The 24926-nt window shown below is 65.7% G+C and carries 24 protein-coding genes and 1 tRNA gene; 16 read left to right on the forward strand and 9 right to left on the reverse strand.

All coding sequences use genetic code 11. The features are described from left to right. Window positions 1–293 precede the first annotated feature (293 nt). Window positions 294–1097, reverse strand: a complete 804-nt coding sequence (locus QRN63_RS29310) for an acyl-CoA thioesterase (protein ID WP_285034553.1) — start codon at window positions 1095–1097, stop codon at window positions 294–296. Window positions 1098–1192: 95 nt separating this feature from the next. Between QRN63_RS29310 and QRN63_RS29315 the strand changes: the two genes are divergently transcribed. After that, window positions 1193–1266: transfer RNA gene (locus QRN63_RS29315), tRNA-Ile, on the forward strand. Between the two features lie 110 nt (window positions 1267–1376). On the opposite strand, the gene QRN63_RS29320 is transcribed toward QRN63_RS29315, so the two are convergent. Continuing rightward, window positions 1377–2276 (reverse strand): GNAT family N-acetyltransferase, encoded by a 900-nt coding sequence (locus tag QRN63_RS29320; RefSeq protein ID WP_285034554.1) that lies wholly within the window; start codon window positions 2274–2276, stop codon window positions 1377–1379. Between the two features lie 184 nt (window positions 2277–2460). On the opposite strand from QRN63_RS29320, the gene QRN63_RS29325 reads away from it, so the two are divergent. The 4 genes from QRN63_RS29325 to QRN63_RS29340 all read left to right on the forward strand — a co-directional run bounded on the left by QRN63_RS29325 (window position 2461) and on the right by QRN63_RS29340 (window position 7710). Beyond that, window positions 2461–3552, forward strand: a complete 1092-nt coding sequence (locus tag QRN63_RS29325; protein ID WP_285034555.1) for a ferredoxin reductase — start codon at window positions 2461–2463, stop codon at window positions 3550–3552. A gap of 16 nt (window positions 3553–3568) precedes the next feature. Further along, a complete protein-coding gene (locus tag QRN63_RS29330; RefSeq protein ID WP_285034556.1) occupies window positions 3569–4720 on the forward strand; it encodes a fatty acid desaturase family protein in 1152 nt (383 codons plus the stop codon). Between the two features lie 180 nt (window positions 4721–4900). Beyond that, the gene (locus QRN63_RS29335) at window positions 4901–6964 is read left to right on the forward strand and encodes an FUSC family protein (RefSeq protein ID WP_285034557.1); all 2064 of its coding nucleotides are present in this window, start codon (window positions 4901–4903) and stop codon (window positions 6962–6964) included. A gap of 122 nt (window positions 6965–7086) precedes the next feature. Then, a complete protein-coding gene (locus tag QRN63_RS29340) occupies window positions 7087–7710 on the forward strand; it encodes a fascin domain-containing protein (protein ID WP_285034558.1) in 624 nt (207 codons plus the stop codon). Between the two features lie 153 nt (window positions 7711–7863). Here the strand turns inward: QRN63_RS29340 and QRN63_RS29345 are convergent, their stop codons facing one another. From QRN63_RS29345 to QRN63_RS29360, 4 genes are all read right to left on the reverse strand, one after another. Beyond that, complete coding sequence (locus tag QRN63_RS29345; protein WP_267319164.1) at window positions 7864–8187, reverse strand: CD225/dispanin family protein; 324 nt, start codon at window positions 8185–8187, stop codon at window positions 7864–7866. A gap of 207 nt (window positions 8188–8394) precedes the next feature. Then, window positions 8395–9012 carry a hypothetical protein gene (locus tag QRN63_RS29350; protein ID WP_267319163.1) on the reverse strand — a complete coding sequence of 206 codons (618 nt, stop codon included), beginning with the start codon at window positions 9010–9012 and terminating at the stop codon, window positions 8395–8397. A gap of 118 nt (window positions 9013–9130) precedes the next feature. Further along, entirely contained in the window at window positions 9131–9475 is a 345-nt protein-coding gene (locus QRN63_RS29355; protein ID WP_267319162.1) for a heme-binding protein, read from the reverse strand. A gap of 37 nt (window positions 9476–9512) precedes the next feature. Further along, a complete protein-coding gene (locus QRN63_RS29360) occupies window positions 9513–9806 on the reverse strand; it encodes a hypothetical protein (RefSeq protein WP_267319161.1) in 294 nt (97 codons plus the stop codon). A gap of 202 nt (window positions 9807–10008) precedes the next feature. Here QRN63_RS29360 and QRN63_RS29365 point away from each other — a divergent pair, with 202 nt between their 5' ends. The 5 genes from QRN63_RS29365 (at window position 10009) to QRN63_RS29385 (ending at window position 13578) form a co-directional block, all read left to right on the forward strand. Further along, window positions 10009–10569, forward strand: a complete 561-nt coding sequence (locus QRN63_RS29365) for a hypothetical protein (RefSeq protein ID WP_285034559.1) — start codon at window positions 10009–10011, stop codon at window positions 10567–10569. After that, window positions 10569–11888, forward strand: coding sequence for a Dyp-type peroxidase (locus QRN63_RS29370; protein WP_285034560.1), 1320 nt, complete (start codon window positions 10569–10571; stop codon window positions 11886–11888). Before QRN63_RS29365 ends, QRN63_RS29370 begins: the two co-directional genes overlap by 1 nt. 112 nt (window positions 11889–12000) lie before the next feature. Further along, window positions 12001–12240 (forward strand): microaggregate-binding protein 1, encoded by a 240-nt coding sequence (gene mbp1 / locus QRN63_RS29375; RefSeq protein ID WP_285034561.1) that lies wholly within the window; start codon window positions 12001–12003, stop codon window positions 12238–12240. Window positions 12241–12267: 27 nt separating this feature from the next. Next, window positions 12268–13254, forward strand: coding sequence for a TIGR03557 family F420-dependent LLM class oxidoreductase (locus QRN63_RS29380; protein WP_285034562.1), 987 nt, complete (start codon window positions 12268–12270; stop codon window positions 13252–13254). A 180-nt stretch (window positions 13255–13434) separates the two neighbouring features. After that, entirely contained in the window at window positions 13435–13578 is a 144-nt protein-coding gene (locus tag QRN63_RS29385; RefSeq protein ID WP_267319157.1) for a hypothetical protein, read from the forward strand. A gap of 12 nt (window positions 13579–13590) precedes the next feature. On the opposite strand, the gene QRN63_RS29390 is transcribed toward QRN63_RS29385, so the two are convergent. Then, window positions 13591–14007 carry a transglycosylase family protein gene (locus tag QRN63_RS29390; protein WP_267319156.1) on the reverse strand — a complete coding sequence of 139 codons (417 nt, stop codon included), beginning with the start codon at window positions 14005–14007 and terminating at the stop codon, window positions 13591–13593. Between the two features lie 499 nt (window positions 14008–14506). Between QRN63_RS29390 and QRN63_RS29395 the strand changes: the two genes are divergently transcribed. The 6 genes from QRN63_RS29395 to QRN63_RS29420 all read left to right on the forward strand — a co-directional run bounded on the left by QRN63_RS29395 (window position 14507) and on the right by QRN63_RS29420 (window position 21373). Further along, window positions 14507–14773: a hypothetical protein gene (locus QRN63_RS29395; protein WP_285034563.1), complete on the forward strand. Its 267-nt coding sequence runs from the start codon at window positions 14507–14509 to the stop codon at window positions 14771–14773. A 64-nt stretch (window positions 14774–14837) separates the two neighbouring features. Continuing rightward, window positions 14838–16340, forward strand: coding sequence for an alpha/beta hydrolase (locus QRN63_RS29400; protein WP_410506123.1), 1503 nt, complete (start codon window positions 14838–14840; stop codon window positions 16338–16340). A 165-nt stretch (window positions 16341–16505) separates the two neighbouring features. Then, window positions 16506–18278: a hypothetical protein gene (locus tag QRN63_RS29405; protein WP_285034564.1), complete on the forward strand. Its 1773-nt coding sequence runs from the start codon at window positions 16506–16508 to the stop codon at window positions 18276–18278. A 140-nt stretch (window positions 18279–18418) separates the two neighbouring features. Beyond that, window positions 18419–19444: a zinc-binding dehydrogenase gene (locus QRN63_RS29410; protein WP_285034565.1), complete on the forward strand. Its 1026-nt coding sequence runs from the start codon at window positions 18419–18421 to the stop codon at window positions 19442–19444. A 5-nt stretch (window positions 19445–19449) separates the two neighbouring features. After that, window positions 19450–20346 (forward strand): alpha/beta fold hydrolase, encoded by an 897-nt coding sequence (locus QRN63_RS29415; protein WP_285034566.1) that lies wholly within the window; start codon window positions 19450–19452, stop codon window positions 20344–20346. A 16-nt stretch (window positions 20347–20362) separates the two neighbouring features. Then, entirely contained in the window at window positions 20363–21373 is a 1011-nt protein-coding gene (locus QRN63_RS29420; RefSeq protein ID WP_285034567.1) for a TIGR03617 family F420-dependent LLM class oxidoreductase, read from the forward strand. 67 nt (window positions 21374–21440) lie between these two features. Here QRN63_RS29420 and QRN63_RS29425 read toward each other — a convergent pair whose 3' ends face one another. Both QRN63_RS29425 and QRN63_RS29430 read right to left on the reverse strand, forming a co-directional pair. Further along, a complete protein-coding gene (locus QRN63_RS29425) occupies window positions 21441–21923 on the reverse strand; it encodes a DUF5078 domain-containing protein (protein ID WP_267319150.1) in 483 nt (160 codons plus the stop codon). A 29-nt stretch (window positions 21924–21952) separates the two neighbouring features. After that, window positions 21953–24877, reverse strand: coding sequence for an MMPL/RND family transporter (locus QRN63_RS29430; protein ID WP_285034568.1), 2925 nt, complete (start codon window positions 24875–24877; stop codon window positions 21953–21955). Window positions 24878–24926: the final 49 nt, after the last annotated feature.

Consider the following 24926-nt stretch of genomic DNA (forward strand, 5'->3'; position numbering starts at 1 on the left):
GCACCACCATGGGCCCCGACGGCCGCACCCACTGGACCCCACCACCACTACTCGACGTCGGCCAACCCCGAACAAACCACTACCACCGCCCCACCCTCTACCCGACAGAGTGCGGCGACGCTGACGGCGGCGAAAGTGACAGTCCCGCAAACTGATCCGGCATTCCGCCGAGGCATCCAAAGCCGCGACGGCAGTGCCGCGTGCGCCGCTACGATTCGCTCGTCGACGACGCGACTCGCGGAGACGCAGTGAGTGCCGTTCGACCTCTTCGACGGCGCAGCGCCCGTAGCGCGTCAGCCTTTGAAGTAGACGATCTGATGGGTACTGGCGAGCAGCTCGCCATCGCGGGACCACACATGCGCGCTCTGGTCGAAGTACCCGTCCGAGAAGCGGTTTGCGTGGGCACTGCCCAATACGTAGTCGCCGCCGATGTTTTCGAGCTCGTGCCCGTTGGCATGGAAGTACGTAGTCAGTGAGATGGTGCCGGCCGGGAAGAATCCGCCGCGCCGCAGGAAGACCCGGGGATAGAAGATGTCGGACATCGCAGCGAGGGCGGCGAAATCGAGGCCGCGCTGTTTTGCGTCTCGCACCCACAGCGTCGTCCGGGACGACTCACTGGGCTGGGCATCCTCTGCGGGAAAAGGGTTTTCGACGAAACGCATGTCGTACTGGCTCACCCACGGCAGCGGCGGACCACTGATTTCGAGCCCCTCGGGCCCAGGCACACTCGGCATGCGGGACTCGTCGTCCGACCAAGTGTCGCGGCGAATGCCGAAAACCATGGTGGCCGTGGTCTTGATGTCACCGTCTTGGCTGAGTTCGGCGATCCAGTGCTGGTTCGTGCGGTTGGTCCGCGCGGCCTTGAGCGAGATGTCGAACTCACCGTCGGTGATGGGCGCTGCGAAGTTGACCGTGAGCGCCAGCGGTTCACCGATGCGGTCCGGCCGCAGCTCGACCGCGTGTAACAGCGCTGCGGCGGTGATCCCGCCGAACGGGCCGACCATGTTCGCCCAGTCCGGCTGCGTGCGGCCACGCATACGCGTGTCATCGATGGGCTGCAGTTCCAGGGCTTTGTCGAACGAATGAGAGCCGGTCACGCTCAACATGATGCCTGGCGGTGTATGCGCCAGGTCAGCCCGTGCCTCATGCTCCCGGACCGGCGTGCGACCATAGTGGCCGCGATCTTCGCGATGGGGCGGTAGCTCAGTTGGTTAGAGCCGGGGACTCATAATCCCTTGGTCGCGGGTTCGAGCCCCGCCCGCCCTACTTCAGACGGCCCTACTTCAGACGGTGTATGACGTCGGGTGATGCCTGACGTTTCGCCTTCGGGTGATGGGCGACAGTGTTTCGGCTGATGCTTTACAGCTGCTTCGATCTCAGTTCAGTGAAACGAAGACGTCGTCGAGCACGTGTGGGCGCCCGGCGCGCTGCGCCGATTTCCGGGACGCGAGATTCAGATGGTCGATGGTGCCGACCAGACGCACCGACCGGTCGTGGGCCATGGTGTGTGCCCACGCCGACTGCGCGGACGCCGCATAGCCGCGGCCAACGAATGCCGCGTCGACGATCTCCTCGCGTACTTCCTCACCGTGGATCCAGTCCACGGCCCCCGGCGTGATCGCCAGCAACCCGACGACGTGGTTGTCAGCGACGATGGCCCGTAACTGGCCGGCGGTGTGCCAGTCCAGGATGTCGTCCGGTTCGGCGGGGGAGACATTGGCGTACAGGTCGGGTTGCGTTTCGCGCATGTGCTCAAAGCGTTTCTGTACCAGCGCGATTGCGTCATCGACGTGCGCGAAGGGCCGTAGGACGACGCGGCCATCGGGTGGTGTCATGTGGGCGTAGGGGGCGGCGTGGATGCTGACGTCGAGACGCAGGTGTGGGCCGGTCAGGGTGTCGGGGCGGATGCGCAGGCGTAGGTCCAGGGGTCTGAACATGGACCACTCGGTGCGGACGCAGTCGCGTAGCGCCTCGAGGTCGGTGAAGCTGTGGCCGATGACTTCCACGAAGGGCCGGTCGAGATTGCGGCGGTAGAACCTTATGCCGCCCAGCAGGTTTCCGGCGCGGCAACTGATCATGCGGTGGGCGTAGTCGGCGGGTACCACGCCGGGCAGAGCGATGTGATCAGAAAACTGTCGGGCGAACTCGGTGCTGTCGACCTTGGCTGTTTGATCGTGCAGCCATTCGGTGACCAGTCGGTTTCCCCGGTCGTGTCCATATAGGTCTGCGGCGACGTCGCGTTGATCGGTCAGTGACGGCCAGTCGGCGATGTTCACTTGATCAAGCCTATGCGGGGCTCCCTGACTGGTCCGCGGCCGAGCGGTGCGAGCGCCGGTATTCGGCCATGTCGGCGGTTCCGGAACGGCACGCCGAAAAATACGAGCAGTGCGACCGTTTGGGCGCCCGGCCGTGAGGGTAGTCACATCCGCAGCCAGCCGTAGGTGCGAAGAAGGTGGCCACATGCCGGAACGTGGGACACAGGTTCAGATGCCGCGCGTGGCCCGCATGGTGCTGCGCGGTATGGAGTACTTCACCTGGCCGCTGAAGCTCGACGACTATCTGGAGCTCATCACCCCACTCTGGTCCACGGAGGAGCTACGCGGCCGGATAGAGCGAGTGCATCGCGAAACCGATGACAGCGTAACGGTATTCATCACGCCGGGCTTCCGCTGGCGCGGGCATGTTCCCGGACAGTACCTGCGCATCGGCTTCGATATCCAAGGCAAACGGCACTGGCGAGCATATTCGCTCAGCAGCGACGCGGCCCGGCCCGACGGCCAACTGACCATTACCGTCAAACAAACGGCGGACGGTGTCGTGTCGCGCTTCTTGAACTCGACTCAGGCGCCGGGCTCCGTGGTCACTCTCGGTGAAGTAGAGGGTGAGTTCACGCTGCCCGACCCGCCGCCACCCAAGTTGCTGTTTCTCACGGCAGGCAGTGGTATCACCCCGGTCATGGCCATGCTGCGAGCGCTCGACCGCCGCCGCGAGGTGCCTGACATTGTTCACGTCCATTCCGCGCGGACGGCAGCCGAGGCTATCTTCGCCGGGGACCTCGCCGGGCTCAATGACCGCTACGACAGCTATCGATACAGTCTGCGCGAGACGAGCACAGCTGGACGCCTGCTGCCCGAGCATCTCGGCGAGGCGTGCCCGGACTGGCGGGATCGCGAGACCTACGCGTGTGGCCCTGGGGCGATGCTCGAGGCGCTGAGAGAACACTTCGCCGACGCGGGCCTGCCCGGGCGGCTGCACGTGGAATCGTTCGAGCATTACGTCGGCCTCGCCATCAGTGGGCGCGGCGGCACCATCGAGTTCACTCGATCCGGGACCACCGCCGACTGTGACGGAACGACGCCGATTCTCGTGGCCGGCGAAGAAGAAGGCCTGGATTTGCCGTACGGCTGTCGCATGGGGATATGCCACACGTGTACCGGCAAGCTGGCCGCAGGATCGGTGCGTGACCTGCGCACAGGCGAACTGACGCATTCCGGCGTGGAGATCCGTACGTGCATCAACTGCGCTGACGGACCCGTCAAGATCGACCTCTAGAAAGGTGTCCGACACGATGAGCAACTCGATGATCGAGAGTCCGTTGGCACGACTCACGCCAAGTGAGATCGAGGCGATCGGCAAGGAGTTCGATGCCATCCACGACGAGGTGTTCAACAGCCTCGGCGACCGCGACGCCCACTACATCCGCAGCATCATCGCGCTGCATCGCGAACTGGCACTGCTCTCACGGGCGATTTTGCTCGGCTCCCGCTACCGGCCGGCGTGGTTGCTCGGCACGGCCGTGCTCGCCATCGCGAAGATTCTCGAAAACATGGAGATCGGTCACAACGTTCTGCACGGCCAATGGGACTGGATGCAGGATCCGCGTATCAACTCGGCGACGTGGGACTGGGATACCGCGTCACCCGCCGACGCGTGGAAGCACTCTCACAACTACGTCCACCACACGTACACAAATATCCGAGGCAAGGACAAAGACCTCGGCTACGAGATCATGCGGATCGATCCGCACCAGGCCTGGCACCCGATCTATCTACTGCAACCCTTCTACAACCTGATACTCGCCGGGTTCTTCGAATGGGGCGTCGCCCTGCACGATCTCGACGCCGAGGCCATACGCAGCGGCACCAAGAGCAAAGCACAGTTGCTAAAAGAGTTGCGCGGCATCGGTTACAAGGCCTGGCGCCAGATCGTCAAGGACTACATCGCATTCCCGGCACTGTCCGGGACGAAGGGTTTCAAGCGCACCCTGAAGGCAAACTTCACGGCCAACCTGATTCGCAATGTCTGGTCCTACGCGATCATCTTCTGCGGACACTTCCCTGATCAGACATACACATTCAGCGAGGAAGAAGTCGAAAACGAGACTCGAGGCGGCTTCTACCTACGCCAGCTGGTGGCGGCGGCCAACATCGACGGCTCGCCTGTCTTCCACGTGCTGTCGGGAAATTTGGGTTACCAGGTGGAGCACCACCTCTTCCCCGATATGCCGTCGAGTCGGTACGCGGAGATCGCGCCCAAGGTCAAAGACATCTGCGAGCGCTACGGGCTGCCTTACAACACTGGGCGGCTGGGTAAGCAGTTCGGCAGCGTTCAGCGAACGATCCTCCGGCTCGCTTTTCCCGGCGGCAAGCCGGCGCCCAAGCCCGGTCCCTACAGACCGGCCGACGACGACCAGATCACGCGGCCCCTGGTTGCGGTCTGACCGCCTTTCGGTCACGAAGCCGGCCGTTGACACTGGCATTTTCAGTGTCAGTACCGGTCCGGGTGGCGCGCCGGTACTACCTCGGCTCGTCGTTCGCGGCAACAACGAACTCGAGAGAGCCGGGGAGCTGATGCGCAGACGTCCATCAGCCGACACAGCCAGATGTCGCAGAATTGACCTGTGCAATTTTCGGCAGCGGTGCGGAGAGCAAGTGTTCTGAGTGCTGCCGACCCCGGCCGCATCCGGCTGCGCAGTGCGGCGGCGACCACGATCTCTCTGCTGCTGGCGATCGGTGCGATGCTGGCGTTCACGCGTGCGGCCGGGCAACCGGTGACTGTCGCGATGCTGGGCGCGGTGGTCGCGATGCAGGCCTCCGCCGCGGTCAAAGACCGCGACCAACGCAGCCGCAACATCACCACGGTGCTGCTGTTCTTCCCGGCGATCGGCGCCATGGCCCTGGCCGCGTTTCTGGCGCCCCACGGGAAGATCGTCGACGTCGGTTTCATCGCGGTGCTGTTCGCCGCGGTGTGGGTGCGGCGGTACGGTCCGCGCGGAAACGCGCTCGGGATGGTCGCGTTCATCTCCTACTTCTTCGTGATGTTCCTGCGGACCCCGGTGCATCAGATTCCGGTGCTGGCAGTCGCCGTCGCGGTGGGAATCGTGTCGTCGCTGCTGGTGCACGTGCTGCTGTTTCCGGAACGGCCACGTGTGGAGGCTCGTCGGCTGCTGTCGGCACTGCGCGCCGCGTCGCTCTCGACCCTGGACGTCGCCACCCGCCGTGGTCAGGTCAGCGCCGACGTGGCGAGACACGAACTCGACCAGCTGGGTGAGACGGCGCTCCTCATCGACGACTGGCTGGACCGCCACGAGGCCGCGAAATCACTCAGCGTCACCAGCAAGGACCTGGCGCTGCGGGTGTTCGAGGCGCAGATCATGCTGGAACAGGCGGCGTCGTTCCTGTGGTGGCTGGATCAGGACGAGCCGTGGCCGGAGGGTCTGGTCGATGCGGTCGCGGCGCTGCGCATCTGCCTGGACAACAACCCCACCGACGAACAGTTGCGGCAGGCCAGACGGATGGGTGCCGCTGCGGCGGACAAGGCCGACCTGTCGACCTCCGCCGGCGTCGCGACTGTCACCGCATACCGGGCGATGCAGGCGCACTTGGCAATTCACCACATCACCACCAACGCCCGCGGCATCAGCGACGACGATATCGCCGCCGCCGGCACCAGCGTTGACGACGAAGAGGACGCGCCGACCGGACTGAATCCCAGCACCAAAGCCGCAATTCAGGTCGCGGTGGCGACCAGTGCCGCAACGGTTTTGGGCAACCTCATCTCACCGGACCGTGGGTACTGGGCGGTGCTGACGGCGTTCCTGGTGTTCACGGGTGTCACGACGCGCGGCGAGATCCTTTCGCGCGCCGGCCATCGCATCGTCGGCACCATCGCCGGTGTGGTGGCGGGCGTCCTTCTCGCCGCCGAGATCGGGCGGAATCCGGCGCTGCAGATCGTCGTCCTGGTGGTCTGTGTGTTCTTCGCGTTCTACCTGGCGACCGTCGCCTACTTCTGGTTGACGTTCTTCGTGACGGTCCTGCTGGCGATGTTGTACGGGCTCCTTGGCAACTTCAGTGCCCAGGTCCTCGAGGTGCGCATCGCGGAAACCGCAGTGGGAAGCCTGGTGGGCATCGCGTCTGCCTATCTCGTCTTCTCCACCAAGACCCGAGCCACGTTCGCCGAGAAGGTGACCGGTTACCTCGACCAGATGGAGCGGGTGATCGACACCGCGGTGACGGCGGTTCTCACCGCAGGCGATGCCGCTGACCTGGTTGCCGACACCCGCCGGATGGACAACTCCTTGAAGGAAGCCATCACCGCCGGCAAACCGCTTCAGATGGGCCCGGTTTCGGAAATGCGGCACGGGGTCCGGCGCCTGATGCGCGGATTGCAGGTCGCCAACCGTTCCGCGCATGCGTTGGCGCGCGCCGGGGTCACCGCGTCGCATGCCGGGCCGCCACCGGATGGTGCCGACGATGCGTTGCACCAGGCCGCGGCCCGCGCGGACGACGCGATAGCCCGGGTACGAAAACTGATCGCCGGCGACGACGCCCAAGTTGAGAAGCGAAGTGAAGCAGCCGTCTTCGATATCGGTCTGCCGGAGATGCGGCCAGGTCCGGTACGCGCGGCCGTCCGGGCGCTCAACGTCATGGACCGTGCGCTGACTGAGGTGACTGTTCGGGTGTGATGCCGGCGTGCTGCAGGCCCGCAAAGATCAACTCGTAAAAATGTGTCCCCTCTTGCAGGGCTCGCTACTCCTACCTGTGTAAGGGGCCAACCAGGACCCCGGTCACTTCGAAGGAGCACTTCATGATCGCCAATATCAACCCCCAGTCGCCGACTGACAGTGTCCCGTCGGCGTCCGCGCCGAAGCCGACGTCTGCGCGTAAGCACAGGCGACTGCTCGCCGTCGCCGGCGTTTCAGCGATGGCTGTCATGGCCGTGAGCCTGTCCGGTGTGGCCGCGGCGGCCACCCCAACAAAGACCAACTGCACTTTCAAGACCACCAACGGGCACTATGTGACGGCAGTCAACAGCGGCGGGTTGACGGGACTCGGCCAACCATCGTTCGACGTGATCCACACGGATGCAGTGCGGGCCGGAACCTGGGAGACCTTTGCGCTCGTCGACGCCGGTGACGGAACCCACTACGGCATCAGAGCCTTTGATGGGCATTACCTCACTGCCGTGGGCGGTGGCGGACGGACCACCGACGTCATCCACTCCGACGCCACGCAGTTGCAGGGTTGGGAGAAATTCACCGTCACGAAGCTTCCGTCGGCCCCGGGCGGCCAGACCGTGTATTCGATCGGCACCATCGACGGGCATTTCCTCACCGCCGTGGGCGGTGGTGGACGGACCACTGACACCATCCATTCCGATGCGACGGCGGCCAACGGCTGGGAGCAGTTCCACATCCACTGCGGAAGCTGAGCGCACACCGCGATACCAAGCGGCAGGTAGTCGCAGGCCGTAGGTTAAACCTGCGGCCTGCGGTAATCCGTTGTGGCCCAACGCTGTCGGCGGATTCCCTCGGCGGTGAACCGCCAACACCACTGCGGGTGTGGCGGCCACCGCCGAGTGGCATCAGGTAAAGGCTGCCCCGTAGGACGATGCGCCGATGACGAAGGTGAACACCAGGTAGATCACGAGCACCACGGCGCCGGCGATCGCACCCCACGTCGCCCATTTCTTGGCCTCGTCAGCGGCTGCCTGCGCCGCCTGGGGCTGGCCCTGGGCCCACAGGCCCGAGACCTGAGTCGCCTTGACGATGGACACGATGCCGAACGGTAGGCAGCAGAAAATGGTGACGAGGATGCCCAGCACGAGGTTGTTGTTGGGCGGCCCACCCGCGGGCGGAAAGCCGCTGACGGGCGGCGGGGGGTAATTGCCGGGCGGTATCTCAGTCATTGCAGCCTTTCGTTGTTTCCGGTCACTAATCGGTAGGGGTCCGTTTGTCGGATGCGGTCAGCGGTGACCGCCTCGGGACGCTACGGCGCACCGATTGGAATCCGTTTGGGACGCCTACATGGCAAGGACACAACAACGATTCGGCTACCGATCCCAACTTGCGGGTGGTGGCAGTTGGCTGCGGTTAAGGGACGGATTGGCCGAACGTCAGCCCTTCAGCCCGTCCTTGATCGCCGCCGCCTGCTTCTGCCCGACATCGGTGACGAAGTCGGGCGGTGCGTCGGCGCCTGCGGGTCCGTCGAATTCGAGGGTGACGAACGCCTTGCCTTCGGTGAACAGCAGCACGGTCACCGATTTGGACTTGTCGGGCGAGCTGCCCGACGCCAAGACGCCGCCGGTACCGATGTCAGAAGGAGCGGGCGTCCCTCCGACGACGTTGGCGGCGAGCGTGCCCTTGGCCGCGTCGAGGGCACCCGCCGCAGCGGTGGCATCCGGCAGGATCAGGATCGTGTCGCCGACGACGTGGGTGCCGTCGGGGTTGCTGAACGAGGTTGCGACGCCGGGCTGGCCGTTGGGATTCTGGATCGGCGCGCTTGCGGTGAACACCTCCGGCGCGACCAGGTCGGTGCCCTTGATCAGCAACGCCGAGTAGTCGGTCGGTTGCGCCGCAGCGGAACTCGACGTCGAACTGGCTGAGGAACTGGCCGACGATGACGCCGACGTCGACGACTCCTTCGACTTGGAATCGCTACTGCAGCCGGCGGCTGCCAGCACGGCCAACGCGCTGGCGCCGATTGCGCCGGCGATCTGCACTGAAGTCTTCATGGCGTCGAGCTCCCGTCCAGCCAAATCTGCCGCTCGCCTTGCGGCGGGCGGCGGAATGGCTGGCCGAACTCTAACGCGAATCGATGATGCGGAAAGGGCGATTGGCGCTTAAGGCTGGTCAGTTCATCGGACCGTCCGGCGCCGGTGCGTTGCAGCGCGCGCGGAAGTCGGCCGCCGGCTGGCGGATACCTTCGATTTCAGCCTTCACTTGAGGATTCGCATCCATGTAGGTGGTGATCTCGGTGCGCATCTGGTCCCGCGTCTTGCCCTTGAGACCCGTGAAGAACGCGTTCACGTCCGGGTGGGTGAACAGGTACGACGCGGTCGCGGCGTTGACGCCGGACATCACATTGGCGAGGTCGCCCGCAGTGCAGTCGGGTGGGTCGGCGATGGCAGTCGTGGCTGTGCCGATGAACGTCGCACCGGCGACCAGACCGGCACCGATGATGTTGCGGATCGTCATGTGGGGTTGCTCCTAAAGGTTGGTGAAATGAGGGGAATCAGCGCCGCGGACCGATGCCGCCACCGCCACCGGGACGCAGCGGCGGGCGTGGTGGCAGAGGCAGGACGACGTCCACGCCCCAGCCGTCGTCGCAATACCAGGGGTCGGCGCAGTACGAGGGGTAGGCCGCGGAGGGCGGGGTGGGCCCGCCGCCGCGAACGTCACCCTGCGCGCACACGGTGGCGTACCCGGCACCGGTGCAGTCGGCCGCGGCGGGTGCTGCCGCACTGAGACCGATGGGCACAAACGTGAGCGCCAGACCCAAACTCAGGGTGCGCTGCTTCAATCGCATGGGCTTCTTCTTCCGGACGGCTGGGTCCGCGGTGGTCGGCACGCCGCCGGTGCGCGGAAACCGGTGTGGGCTCAGAGTAATTGGACCGGGCCGAGCAGGAGAGGTAGTTGGCAGTTATTGCGCTCAGATATTGACGATTGCTTCGGACACTTCGCCGGCGGTGTTAGCGTCCGGCGTAGGGGACAAACAACCGGAGGCCGACATGGGTGAGAACAATCAGGATTGGACCAAGCCGGCCGCCATGGCGATTCCCAAGGAGGGCTACTTCGAGGAGGTGCGGGGCCGCTACGGTCCCGTGTTCCCGAAGACCCCGGCCTGCTACGGCTTCTCGATCATCGCGAAGGTGAAAGAGGGTCGCGAGGACGTGGTCAGGGCGTACGGCAAGACCATCGAGGAGACCATCAAGGCGACACCGGAAGCGTTGGCGCCGCTGCGTTTGCACTACCTGCGCTGGAACCTGTTCGACGTGGGCTCCGGTCTGCACTTTCAGTACATGGGCATCTTCGACACCGACTTCGACAAGTACACAGAGGACGCGGTCGCCCTCTTCAGTGCGACTGGCATCACGACGGTGTTCACCAATCTCGAAGGCTTCCCTGAGGACTGGCGAACCAACACCGAGGCATTCATCAAGTTCGTCCGGGACCACCAGCAGCCGAGCTTCCTGGAGTACGGCGAGTATCCGTACGTGACCGCGGATGAGATCAAGAAGGCACTGCGGCTGAAGGCGGCGTTCTCGACGATGCTCGATCAAATGCAGTAATGCTCGAGTTCGACGACATCCAGCACATCCTGCTGACGCGAACCCCCGCGCTCACCGGGCGTTATGAATTCCTGACGTTCGACACCCCTGAAGGTGGCCGGGCGTGGTTGTCGGAGATGCAGGACAAGGTGCAGTCGGCGACCGCCGCCAAGGCGACGATGGACGAGTCCGATCGCTGGGTCACGTTGGCGTTCACCTGGAATGGCCTGCGGGCACTGGGTGTGCCGGAGGAATCGTTGGCGACCTTCCCCGATGCATTCCGGGAGGGGATGGCGTCGCGGGCCGGCATTCTGGGTGACGTCGGGTCTGGCGCACCGGAGCACTGGGTGGGCGGGCTGGCCGGTGACGACCTGCACGCCATCGCAATCTTGTTCTCCCGCACGGACGAACAGAATGCGAAGTCCATCGCGGCGCATGACGACCTGCTCGCGCGGACCGATGGTGTGCGCAGCCTGTCGTATCTGGACCTCAATGCCACGCCGCCGTTCAACTACGCTCACGATCACTTCGGTTTCCGGGATCGGTTGTCGCAACCGGTCATGAAGGGGTCGGGGGAGGAGCCGACGCCGGGTTCGGGCGACCCGCTGGAACCCGGGGAGTTCATTCTCGGGTACGACGACGAGAATGGCACCGTGCTGAATCTGCCTCAGCCTGAGGTTCTTTCGCGCAACGGCAGCTATATGGCGTACCGCAGACTCGAAGAGCACGTCGGCGTATTTCGCGATTACCTGCGCCAGAATGCGGACAGTCCTGACGGTGAGGAGCTGCTGGCCGCCAAGTTCATGGGGCGGTGGCGCAGCGGCGCCCCACTGGTGCTGGCGCCGGACAAGGACGACCCGGAGTTGGGGGCGGATCCGATGCGCAACAACAACTTCAACTACAAGGAAGAAGATCCGTTCGGCTATGCGTGTCCGCTGGGGGCGCACGCGCGGCGGCTGAATCCCCGCGACACCGCGCACTACATGAATCGCCGCCGGATGATCCGACGCGGCGCGACGTACGGTCCGGCACTGCCCGACGGGGCGCCGGACGACGGTGTCGACCGCGGCATCGCGGCCTTCATCATCTGTGCGGATCTGGTGCGCCAGTTCGAGTTTGCGCAGAACGTCTGGATCAACGACAAGGCGTTCCATGAACTCGGCAACGAACACGATCCGATCTGCGGCACACAGGACGGAACCTTGGATTTCACCGTCCCGAAGCGGCCGATCCGCAAGGTGCACAAGGGACTTCCGGCGTTCACCACGATGAAGGGCGGCGGTTACTTCTTCCTCCCGGGCATCGGCGGAATCCGGTACCTGGCGTCGTTGGGGGACTGAGACTTCTTCGTGGTCCGCGCGGCCAATGTTTCGCATCCGGTGGTCGGGGAACTCAGCCTATGGCGGCCGGATGGCTCGGTCGCCGCGAAACCACGACCGGAAAGAGGAGCTCATGGGTAAGAGCGGTCCGGAAGAAGCTGCCAAGGGTGTCGTCGAAGGCATCAAGGGCAAGGTGAAGACGTTGCTCGGCGCGGTGATCGGGCGCGATGACCTGTTCCGGGAGGGGCAGGCGCAGCAGGACAAGGGCGAAGCACAGCGCGACGCGGCGAAGAGAGAAGCCGAGGCGGAATCCGCCCGGGGTGCCGCGAAAGCGGCAGAAGCCCGGGAGCGCGCGAATCAGTCGGATCAGTAGTTGGCGCGACATCGGAGAGGCGACCGCATGACATCATTCGGCTACACCCTCATGACTGAGCAGTGCGGCCCGAAAGAGCTTGTCAGACATGCTGTTCGGGCCGAGGAGCTGGGCTTCGACTTCGAGGTCTGCAGTGATCACTATTCGCCGTGGCTGGTGTCACAGGGGCATGCGCCCAACGCCTGGCTGGTACTGGGTGCCGTTGCGCACGCGACCAGCCGGGTGGAGCTCTGTTCCTATGTCACGTGCCCGACGATGCGGTACCACCCGGCCGTCGTCGCACAACAGGCCGCGACGGCGCAGATCTTGGCCGACGGCAGGTTTCTGCTCGGCCTGGGGACCGGTGAGAACCTCAATGAACACGTGGTGGGCCAGGGTTGGCCGGGCTACGAGCGCCGGCTCGACATGCTGTGTGAGGCGACGAAGATCATTCGTCAGCTCCTCGACGGCGGGGTGGTCAACCACAAGGGCGAGTACTTCCAAGTCGACGGCGGTCGGCTGTGGGACCTGCCGGCCGACCCCGTTCCGATCGGCATCTCGATGACGGGGGAGAAGGCGGTCAGCCGGCTGGCCGACTTCGCCGACTTCATGATCGACGTTTCGCCGGACAAGCCGATCGTCGATCAGTGGATCCATGAGCGCCGGGTTCAGGGCCTGGACACGACGGGACGTGCGGTGGCGCAATTGCCGATCTGCTGGGACCGGGACCGCGACAAGGCGGTGGAGCGGGCGCACGAACAGTTCCGGTGGTTCGGCGGCGGCTGGCCGACCAACGCAGAGCTGCCGAACCCCAAGGCTTTCGACGCCGCGACGCAATTCGTGCGACCGGAGGACGTGGCAGAGCAGATCCCTTGCGGCCCCGATATCGACGCCGTCGTCGAGGCCGTCAGCGCCTATCGGGACGCCGGGTTCACCGATATCGCCCTTGTGCAGATCGGCGGGGACTCGCAGGACAGCTTCTTCGACGAAGCGGCACCGGCCCTGTTGGCCGCACTCCGCGCCGACGCCGCCTGAGGGAGGTCGTGGTTCCGGGGCGCGGCACGGTCTCATGCGCTTTTGATGAGACACGCGCACGGCACGCCAAAGTGTGCGACATGTGATGCAGCCGTATCCAAAATGTGACGCGTGTAGACCAATGTGATGAGAGTGGCTTGAGGGCAGTCAGGCCATTCAGTTCGTGGTTGGGAGCGTCCAATGTCTACAGCTCGCAAGGTGGAACGCATCGTCGCGCAGGTCACCGCCGCCGTCACCCGTCGTCCGTCTGACGACCGGGCCTATCGCGCCGAGATGGAGCGCTTGGTCACCGAGCAGGAACTCGCCCTGCTGAGTAGTAGGTAGTACCGCCGGCCGTCAGCGGAAGACGCTCAGCAGCGTCCGGCACAGGAACGGCAGGTTCGACAGCGGGATGAACTGCACGAGAGTGCGGCAGACGTTGGGTGCCTGAGCTTGCCCGACCGCGCTTCCGCATACCGGCCATGCACCAATTCCCTGTGTCTTCATGACATTTCGGGCCACGCGGATCTGTTCTCCGCGGCTGGCCGCTGCCGGTGAGCCGGTGCCGCCGTTGGCGGTCCAGGTGCCGGGACTGAACTGCAGCCCGCCGTAGTAGCCGTTGCCGGTGTTGGCCGACCAGTTGCCCCCCGATTCGCACTGGGCGATGGCATCCCAGTTGGGTTCGGCGTTTGCCTCGGAGATCGCCAACGACAGTTGGGAGATCGCGAGTACGCCGGATATGGCGACCGCACGAACAAATAGGTGCCCGCTCATACCCACCTCCATCCTGTTGTGCGAACGGCCTGATTCCGATCGCAAAATGGTTCGCAATTGACGCGTGGTGCTGTCTATACAGACGTTAAGCCTGATAATCAGCTGTGCTAATGGGGTAATTGTTATTCTTCGAGTAAATTTAGTGTTTCTGCATATTTCTGATGCAGAAGAGACGGCACTGACAGTTGTTATCCAGCGTGTCGCTGCAGGTCAGTGAGTTGTTACGGGGCTAGTGTTTACCGTGTGGTTATAGGCACACATGGGGCCTGTGATTCTTTTGTTATTAATGATTCAGTCGTGCTCAGTGATGCAACTGTGATTGAAGTGATCTGAGTTACTGATCCACATTAGAGTTTCCTATGTGACGGCTGTGGCTGGTGTTACTGAAGTGAATTCGGGCCGAGGCATTGATCGGGAGACGCCTGGTAATGCCATTCGCCGGGGCGCAGACTGCTCATAGGACCGAAATCCGGTACGGCCACGAATGCCTGGATGAGTTATGGCGAACACAACGACGGCGATGCACAAGACCGCGTGGCGGTGCCGGCCGGCCGCCGCGCTGTTGGCGATTCTCGGTGCCGGGCTTGTGACGGCGCCGGCCGCGGCCGCGGATCAGCCGGCCACCTGCCAGAGCCGACACGTCGACGGCGTCGAGGAGGACGTCTGCGTCGGCATTCCGGGGCAGGCTGGTGGGGCCAACCCTCGCGACCTGTATCCGGGCGTCGTACCCGAACTGTATTTCGGGGTGGGCATCGGCTTGGGCTGAAGCTCACGAGCCTCATGCGGTCAGCACAGCCGGCGCACAGCTAGCGCCACCATCATCGAATTCTGTGACGACGACGCTTCTTGCCGACGCCCCGGGCGGCCCTATCGCCCCGCCGCTCCCGCCCGTTGTCGCCCCTAATCACCACGGACTGTCTCTGCTCTACGGATGGCTGCCAATCACCATCCAGGTGATTGCCGCGATCGTCCTGGTGCTGGCTATTGGCTGGCGAGGTCGTCGCTGGCGGTACCTGTGGCTGCCGGTCTGCGCCGTCATCGGCATCGCGGCCGCCGCATGGGCCAACTGGTTCACCACGTCGCAAGGCTTGGCCGGCAATCCCGCGCCGGATTCGCTATGGGTCTGGATCGGTCTGTCCGCGCTCGCGCTCGGCGTGCTGGTGCTGGGTTGGCGTGGCGCGCAATGGTGGCGCCGCGCGGTCTCGGTGCTCGCCGTGCCACTGTGCGTGCTGAGTGCGGGTGTGGCACTCAACGACTGGGTCGGATACTTCATGACAGTGCAGGCCGCATGGAATGAGCTGACTGCCGGCCCGCTGACCGACGAGACCGAGATGTCCAGCGTCACCTCGATGAAGGCGGCCGGCATGGTCCCTTCGCACGGCGCGGTGGTCCACGTCGACATCCCGGACACCGCCTCGGGCTTCAAGCACCGCAGTGAAGTGGTCTACCTGCCGCCGGCATGGTTCGCTCACAATGCCCCCGCACTGCCCGCCGTGATGATGGTCGCCGGCGAGTTCAACACTCCGGCGGACTGGCTGCGCATCGGCAACGTCGCCAGCCTCTTCGACAGCTTCGCCGCCGCTCACGGCGGCAATGCGCCCGTATTCGTCTTCGTCGACGCGGGCGGATCGTTCAACAACGACACCGAGTGCGTCAACGGCCCGCGCGGCAACGTCGCCGACCACCTCACCAAGGACGTGCCCCCATACGTGGAGTCCACGTTCGGCGTCAGCGCCAAACCCGCCAACTGGGGCGTCGTCGGCTGGTCCATGGGCGGCACCTGCGCGGTGGACCTCGCGGTGATGCACCCCGAACTGTTCGGCACGTTCGTCGACATCGCCGGCGACATGGGCCCCAACGCGGGCACCAAAGAGCAGACCATCGCCCGGCTCTACGGCGGCAGTGAAGCGCAGTGGGCGGCCTTCGATCCCCGCACGGTGATGACCAAACACGGTCCTTATCAAGGTGTCTCGGGTTGGTTCGCCATCTCGTCGGATGCCCCGACCCAGTGGAAAGGGCCCAAGGCGCACCCCGACGCCGTCGGTCTCGGCGGCCGCGACGGCGCCGGCAACCCCGGCGACCAGACCGAGGCCGGCAAGACGTTGTGCGCCCTCGGGCGTCAGGTGGGCATCGACTGCGCCGTCGTCGCGCAACCGGGCAAGCACGACTGGCCCTTCGCGGTGACGGCGTTCCAGACCAGCTTCCCGTGGTTGGCGGGACGGGTCGGCACCCCCGGCGTGGCGGTGACCGGGTTCCCGGCCGGATCGACGGCACCGGCACCGGCCGGTGGCCCGGCCGCGTCGGTCGCAGCCGGAACAAACCCCGGCAAGTAGACGTCGAATGTAACGCCGAGCCCGTCTAAGTAGATGGACTCGGTGAGACGTTGCGACACAGCAGGGAGTCGATGCGCGATGGGCACTCGAACCAATAAATCCGATAACAAAATCAATCAGCAGGCACGCCGGCAGCGCCGGCTCGCAGGAGTCGTCGCCGCAGGCATGGCGACGACGTTGACCGCGCTCACCGTGGGCGCGGCTCCGGTGTCCGCCAAACCGAGCGGTGATTCAGACAGCTCGAGCACCACCACACTGATGCCCAAGCCGCCGAAACAGGATTCGTCGTCGGCGCAGGACGGGTCAGGGTCCGGTGGCGGCTACGGGCAGGACGGTGGCCAGCGGGGACGCAAGCAGCGGGAACAGCCGGCAGAGGCCGAGGCGCCGAGCCGGCAGGTTCCCGCCGACGTGCCGCCGGTGCAGGCCAAGCCGCCGGCCGACCCGCCCGCGGCTCCTGTCGCGCCGGCAGCTCCTGTGGTGACCGCCCCGGAGAACAAGGTCCCGGAGAGCAAGGCGCCGGAGAAGACGACGCAGGCTCCCGTGACCACCACGGCGCCGGTCGAGACGCCCGTCGTCGCGGCTCCGCCGTCGCACACCGAAGCACCCGCGCCGACCACCAAGGTCACCAAGGCACAGGAAGCGCCGGCTGACCCGACCACCGCAACGCGTCCTTCGACCGTCGTTGCCGAGCCGGACAAGTCCGCTCCATCGGGGACGTCCGCGACGCAGGGCCCGACCACGGCGCTCGCAGAGCGTCCGGCGCCGGCCGGTGCCATCGACCCGGACAAGGCGACACCGCCGGCGGATCGCACGGTGGCAGAAGGCAAGCCGGTCGCCGGCCTGGAGGGGCACCTCGGTGAGCGCATCGAGGCCGGTCCCGGTCGGGCCGAAGCCTCGGCCTCGGCGTCGGCCACGGTGACGGCCGGTTCGTCGAAGTCGGCGTCGCCGTCGACCTCCCGCGAGGTGCGGCCGATCGAGCTGCTCAAGCCCGAGACGGTGACCGCGCCGGCCGAGGACATCGCCACCGCGAAGGCCGCCGCCGCGGTCGACGTGAAGCTGCCGGAACCGGCACCGGTGCACGACGTCGCCGACCTCGCCAAGGTCGTCAACGTCGCCAACTTCCGGTTCGACAGCCGTGCCGACTGGGACTATCGCGACAACCGCCCCGACTGGGACCGCCGTGACAACCGGACGGATTGGGACCGTCGTGATGACCGGCCGATGGGCCGGGACTGGGACAACCGCGTGCGGCAGTGGCGGCCCGACTGGGTGCAGTACGACGACTACTACCGCCCGGTGCTGTTCAACCCGTACCGCGATCCCGTGCGGGTGGTGTACGTCTACCGGAACGCCCCGCGCATCGTGTACATCCCGCCGCTGCAGCGCATCGTCATGGAGGTCGCCGACCTCGCGGCGTACAGCTTCACCGCGGTCGTGGTGAACGCCGTCAACACCGCGGTCAACGTGGCAGTGGGCAGTTTCTTCGGTGGCGGCTACTACCCGGGTGTCGGCGTGCCGCTGCCCCCGCCGCCCCCGCCGGTGCTGAGCTACGCGAATGTGCCTGTGCAGGTTCGCTATTCGGACGCGGTCTACCAGCCGTTCCGGGTGCAGCGCATCGTCGACGCCGGTGACGACGCGCAGTACGGCGAACGCCGCGTGCTGCTCGACGGAGTCACTCCGGCCTGGGGCCAGTGGACCCAGAGCCCCAGTGGCGAACGGCAATTCGAGGTGCACCGGACGCAGCAGTTCCCGGGCCTCGACGAGCCGCGTGAGGCACCGTTGCCCGGCGACTACAACCTGCAACTGGTCAACGACCAGAAGGGGCTGGAGAACCCGAACAAGGCGCTCACCATCGCCGCGGTCACCTGCGGTGTGCTGAGCCTGGGCGCCATCGGCCTGAGCGTCTACATCGGGCGTCGGCGTCGCGAGGTGGTCTGACGTTCTCCCCGCGGTCAGTCGTGCTGCTCGAGACGGCTGCCGCGGGGGCTTGCCGAGGGTTCTCTACACAGCGGGATCCGGACTCCGTAAGGTGACTCTGTAACACCGTTACGGAACACTGGATCAGCAGAGGTGGACAGTTGAGAACCGTATTGATCGACGCCCCCGGGAACGTCTACGTCGACACCGTGCCCGACCCGGTGCTGCCCGGGCCCGACGGCGCCGTCGTGCAGATCACCACGGCGGCCATCTGCGGATCGGACCTGCATTTCTACGAAGGTGACTACCCGTTGGCCACGCCGCTGGCGCTCGGCCACGAGGCCATCGGCACGGTGGTCGAGGTGGGTCCTGAGGTGCGCACCGTCAAAGTCGGTGACCCGGTGCTGATTTCGTCGGTGGCCGGTTGCGGCCACTGCGTCGGCTGCGCCACCTTGGACCCGATCACTTGTGTGTCGGGTCCGCAGATCTTCGGCTCGGGGGTGCTCGGCGGCGCGCAGGCCGAGCTGCTCGCCGTGCCGTCCGCCGATTTCCAATTGCACCTGCTGCCAGGTGATCTCAGCGCCGAGGCCGCGCTGTTGCTTACCGACAACCTCGCCACCGGCTGGGCCGCGGCGCAGCGCGCCGACATCCCGCCCGGCGGCACCGTCGTCGTCTTCGGCCTCGGTGCGGTCGGGCTGTGCGCGGTGCGCTGCGCCATTGCGCAGGGCGCGGGCCAGGTGTTCGCCGTCGACCCGGTCGAGGGGCGCCGCGAGATGGCCGCGCGCAGCGGCGCCACCGCGATCACGCCGGAGCAGATCGGCGCCGTCCATGAGGCGACGGGCGGCAGGGGAGCGGCCTCCGTGATCGATGCGGTCGGCAACGACACCACCATGAACGCGGCGCTGACCACCGTGCGTGCCGGCGGCACGGTGTCGGTGGTCGGCGTGCACGACCTCAACCCGTTCCCGTTCCCCGCGACGCTGTCGCTGATCCGCAGCATCACGCTGCGCATGACCACCGCGCCGGTGCAGCAGACCTGGCCGGCGCTCATCCCGCTGTTGCGGTCGGGCCGGCTCGACGTCGACGGCATCTTCACCCACGCGATGTCGCTCGATGATGCGCCGAAGGCCTATGCCGCCGTCGCGGCGCGGACCGCGGACTGCATCAAGGTCACGCTGACCCCGTAGTGATGATGGCCAAACCGCAGACCCTGGATCTCGCACTGCCGCGCCTGCGTATGCGCGCGCTGGCGTGGGGCCCGTCCGACGGGCGATTGATGTTGTGCCTGCACGGTTTTCCGGACAGTGCACACGGCTGGCGGCGGGTCGCCCCGCTGCTCGCGGCGGCGGGCTACCGGGTCGTGGCGCCCTTCATGCGCGGTTACGCGCCGAGTGCGGTGCCGGCCGATGGCAACTATCACATCGGCGCGCTGGTGTCGGACGCGCTGGACCTCTACGACGCACTGGGCGGCGGGCCCGACGCCGTACTGGTAGGGCACGACTGGGGCGCCTTCGCTGCCAATGCCGTTGCCGCGTATCCGAATTCGCCGTTCGATGCGGTGGTGTCGATGTCCGTCCCACCGCTGGCGGCGATGAGCCAGACGCGGTTCGGCGCCGCCCGTGCGGTCCGGATGAGCCTGATCCAGCTCCGGATGAGTTGGTACATCATGTACTTTCAGCTCCCCGGCCTGCCGGAGCGCACCCTGCACCGGGTCATCCCGCGGCTCTGGCGCGACTGGTCGCCGGTGGGAACCGACGTCGCCGAAGACGTCGCGACGACGCTCGCCGCGCTGCCGACCCCTGAGCATCGTGGCGCCGCGATCGGCTACTACCGGGCGCTGGTGCGCCGGGGCGGTGTCGGTGCGCCGTACGCCGAGTTCGAACGGTATGTGCAGGAGCTGCCGTGCACGCCGATCCTGTACCTGCACGGTACGGACGACGGCGCCATGCAGGTCGGCTACACCGAGCAGCTGCTCAACACGCTGCCGGCCGGGTCGGTGGTCCAAACCATCGATGGGGCAGGGCATTTCCTGCAGGTCGACCGCCCGGCCGAGGTGGCCGCGGCGATTCTGGATTACGTCGGGAACTGACGAGGGGCCTTCAACCATGCGCGTACAACTCCAGATCGACGGTGCACCCCAGCGGGCAGCCGACCACGCGCGCGAACTGGCCGGGCTCGGCGCCGACGGGGTGTTCACCTTCGAAGGCCCGCACGACGTCTTCCTGCCACTCGTCGCGGCCGCCGGGGCCGCCGACGTGGACCTGATGACCAACGTCGCGATCGCCGGTCCGCGCAGCCCGCTGCATCTCGCGCACGCCGCGTACGACCTGCAGGTGTACAGCGGCGGGCGCTTCCGCCTCGGCCTGGGCTCACAGATCAAGGTGCACATCGAAAAGCGGTACGGCGCACAGTGGGCCAAGCCCGCCGAGAAGATGGCCGAGACCGTCACCGCGATCAAGGCGATCTTCGACTGCTGGGAAGGCAAGGCGCCGTTGAATTTTCGCGGCAAGCACTTCACCCACACCCTGATGCCGCCGAACTTCAATCCCGGCCCGAACCCGTACGGCCCGCCGGCGGTGCTCATGGGCGCGCTGGGGCCCATCATGACCCGCACCGCTGCCGAGGTCGCCGACGGTCTACTCGTGATGCCGTTCCACAGCGCCCGCCATTTCGCGGACCGGACCCTGGTGGCAGTGGGGGAGGGATTGCAGCGGGCCGGGCGTACCCGGGGCGATCTGCAGATCATCGCGCAGGCCATGGTGGCGGTGGGACGCACCGAGGAAGACCTGACCGCGGCGATCAACGGTGTCGCCACGCTGATCGCGTTCTACGGCTCCACACCGGCCTATCTGCCGGTGCTCGAGACCGAGGGCTGGGCGGACCTGCAGCCCCAACTCAACGCCATGTCCAAGATCGGTGACTTCGCCGGCATGCGGGCGTTGATCAGCGACGACATGGTCCGGACCATCGGCATCGTCGGCACCCCGGAGGACTGCGCCGCCGAGATCGGTCGTCGCTTCGGCGCGCACGTCGACGAAATCTGTTGCTATTTCCCGGGTTACGAGCAGCGCGCCGAGGATGTGCGAGACCTGGTCACCGCGCTGCACGCGCTATGAAAACGGCGTGATTCGTAGCGGTCACCGCTACGAATCACGCCGAAATCAGGAAGAGGACTGAAGAGGATTAGGGCGCCTGGACCCAGTTCCAGACGGACAGATCGCCCTTGGGGTAGTTCTGGCAGACGTCGGTGGCCTTGGCGACGACGCCCTTGTTGTTGAAGAAGATCTTGGCCCAGTTGCCCCAGTGGGTGGCCACCTGCTCGTAGTAGACGTTGGTGGCGGTGTCCTCGGAGTACTGGCGGCGGCCGACGGGGTCGAGCGAGAAGAACCAGTGGATGCGGTCCTGCGCCATCTGCTGGATGTCGGCCGGGCGGTTGTGCATGTCGATCATGTAGCGCGAGTAGTAGACCGGGCTGGTGTCGCGCGCGGCGGCCAGGTACTGCTCGGCATCACACGTGGTGATGATGATCCGGTGGGGAATCGGGTAGTCGTCGGTGGCATCAGCGCTGGCGGAGCCGGCTAATGTCACCGCGGCCGGTCCGGCCAGAGTCGTCGCGATGGCGCCCAAGGCCGCGATCCCGATACCGGCACGCTTCAGACCACGCATGATCTCGACCATAGTCCTTCTCCTGTTTCCTAGATACCTGTGCTGTTGGAAGTCGTTTGCAGTTCGCCGGACGGCTTGGGCTGGGGCCACGGCTCGGGCACCGGACGCTGACGCACGCGTTGCGGCCACCAGAACCACTTGCCCATCAGGGCGGCGATGGCCGGCGTCATCAGAGATCGGATGATCAACGTGTCGAACAACAGACCCAGACCGATGGTTGTTCCCACCTGGCCGACCACGTGCAGCTCGCTGACCGCCATGGACATCATGGTGAACGCGAAGACCAGGCCGGCCGAGGTGACCACGGAACCGGTGCCGCCCATCGACCGGATGATGCCGGTGTTGAGGCCGGCGTGGATCTCTTCCTTGAACCGGGCGACGAGCAGCAGGTTGTAGTCCGCGCCGACGGCCAGCAGGATGATGACCGCCATCGCGATGACCATCCAGTGCAGGTTGAGCCCGATCAGGTGCTGCCACAGCAGGACCGACAGACCGAATGATGCGCCCAGCGACAACACCACGGTGCCGACGATGACCGCCGCGGCCACCACGGATCGCGTGATGATCAGCATGATCGCGAAAATCAGTGCGAGGGCGGAGATTCCGGCGATCAGGAGGTCGTAGTCAGCGCCCTCCTGCAGATCCTTGAAGGTCGCCGCGGTGCCGCCGAGGTAGATCTTGGAACCCTCCAGCGGAGTGCCCTTGATGGCCTCCTTGGCGGCGTTCTTGATGGCGTCGATGTGCGAGATGCCTTCGGCGCTCATCGGTTCGCCCTCATGCGAGATGATCAGCCGCACTGCTTTGCCGTCGGGCGAGATGAAGTTCTTCATGCCGCGCTTGAATTCGGCGTTGTCGAAGACCTCGGGCGGCAGGTAGAACGAGTCGTCGTTGCGGGAGTTGTCGAACGCCTCGCCCATGGCGCTCGCGTTGTCCTGCTGAGCCTGCATCTGATCCTGCAGACCCTTCTGGGTCTGGTACATGGTCAGCATGTACCGCTTCATGTTGGTCATCGTCGAGATCATCTCGGGCATCAACGCGACCATCTGAGGCATCAGCTTGTCGAGCTTCAGCATGTCCGGCATCAGATTCTGGATGTCGTCGGTCATGGTGTCGATGCCGTCGAGGGTGTCGAAGATCGAGCGCATGGTCCAGCAGACCGGGATGTCGTAGCAGTGCGGTTCCCAGTACAGGTAGTTGCGGATCGGCCGGAAGAAGTCGTCGAAGTCCGAGATGTGGTCACGCAGGTCGGCCACATCCAGCGTCATGTTGACCATCTTGCCGACCATGCTGTGCGTGACGGCCGCCATCTGGGTGGTGATGCCCTGCATCTTCTTCATCGTGTCGATGTTGGTCTGCATGTCGTTGGCCTGCTTGAGCATGTTGGCCATCGAGTCCTGCGCGTACTTCTCGTTCATCTTCTGCGAGGTGCCGCTCATGCTCATCAGGAACGGGATCGAGGTGTGCTCGATCGGCTTGCCTTCAGGGCGCGTGATGGTCTGCGACCGGGAGACGCCGGGGACCTTGAAGATGGCCTTGGCGATCTTGTCGATCACCAGGAAGTCGGCGGAGTTGCGCAGATCGTGGTCGCTCTCGATGAGCATCAACTCGGGGTTCATCCGGGCCGGGGAGAAGTGCCGGTCCGCCGCGGCATAGCCCTCGTTGGCGGGGATGTCGGTGGGCAGGTACAGGCGGTCGTTATAGGCGGGCTGGTAGCCCGGCAGCGTCAGCAGGCCGACGAGGGACAGCGCGATGGTGCCGACCAGGATGGGGGCCGGCCAGCGGACCACGACGGCGCCGATCTTGCGCCAGCCGCGCACCCGCATCGCGCGCTTGGGCTCGAGAGTCTTGCGGAACCGGCTGGCCAGCGAGATCACGGCCGGGCCCAGCGTCAGGGCGGCGAACACCACCGTGACCATGCCGATGGCCAGCGGGACGCCCAGCGACACGAAGTACGGCATCCGGGTGAAGTGCAGGCAGAACGTGGCGCCCGCGACCGTCAGGCCGGAGCCGAGCACGACGTGGGCGGTGCCCTCGAACATCGTGTAGTAGGCGTCTTCGCGGGATTCGCCCGCGCCGCGGGCTTCCTGGTACCGGCCGATCAGGAAGATGGCGTAGTCGGTTGCCGCCGCGATGGCCAGCGTGACCAGCAGGTTGGTGGCGAACGTCGACAGACCGATGATGTCGTAGTAGCCCAGTGCCGCGACGACGCCCTGCGCCGCGGACAGCTCGAGCACCACCATCAGCAAGGTCAGCAGCACCGTGATGAACGACCGGTACACCAGCAGCAAGGTGACGATGATGACCAGGAACGTGACGCCCTCGATCATCTTGACGCTGCGGTCGCCGGCGATGTGCTGGTCCGCGGCGAGCGCCGCGGGGCCGGTCACGTAGACCTTCAGGCCGGGCGGCGTCTTGATGCTCTTGATGATGTCCTGCGCGGCCTGCACGGACTCGTTGGCGAGCGATTCGCCCTGGTTACCGCGCAGGTAGACCTGCACATAGGCGGCCTTGCCGTCGTTGCTCTGGGAGCCGGCCGCGGTGAGCGGGTCGCTCCAGAAGTCCTGGATGTGCTCGACGTGCCCGGTGTCGGCCTCGAGCTTCTTGATCATCTCGTCGTAGTAGGCGTGTGCCTCGGCGCCGAGGTGTTGATCGCTCTCCAGCACGACCATGACCGAGCTGTTCGACTTGAACTCCTGGAACACCTCGCCGACGCGCTTCGTCGCGATGACCGACGCGGCCTGGTCCGGTGACATCGAGACCGAGCGCATCTTGCCGACCTCGTCCAGCGACGGGACCGCGCTGCCGAGGAAGACGATGACACCGATCCAGAACAGGATGACCGGGATCGCGAAGGTGCGGATCAGGCGGGCGATCAGCGACCGGTGTGGCGGCTGCTGGGCCTTGGGGATGACCGCCGTCGGTTCGTCGGCGGTGTTGTTCACGGGATGGCTCATGCGGATTTCACCAGGCAGAAGGTCTGGGCGTGCACGCCCGTGGAGGTGC

It is taken from the genome of Mycolicibacterium sp. lyk4-40-TYG-92 (genome assembly GCF_030209435.1).
In the GTDB taxonomy this organism is placed as follows: Bacteria; Actinomycetota; Actinomycetes; order Mycobacteriales; family Mycobacteriaceae; genus Mycobacterium.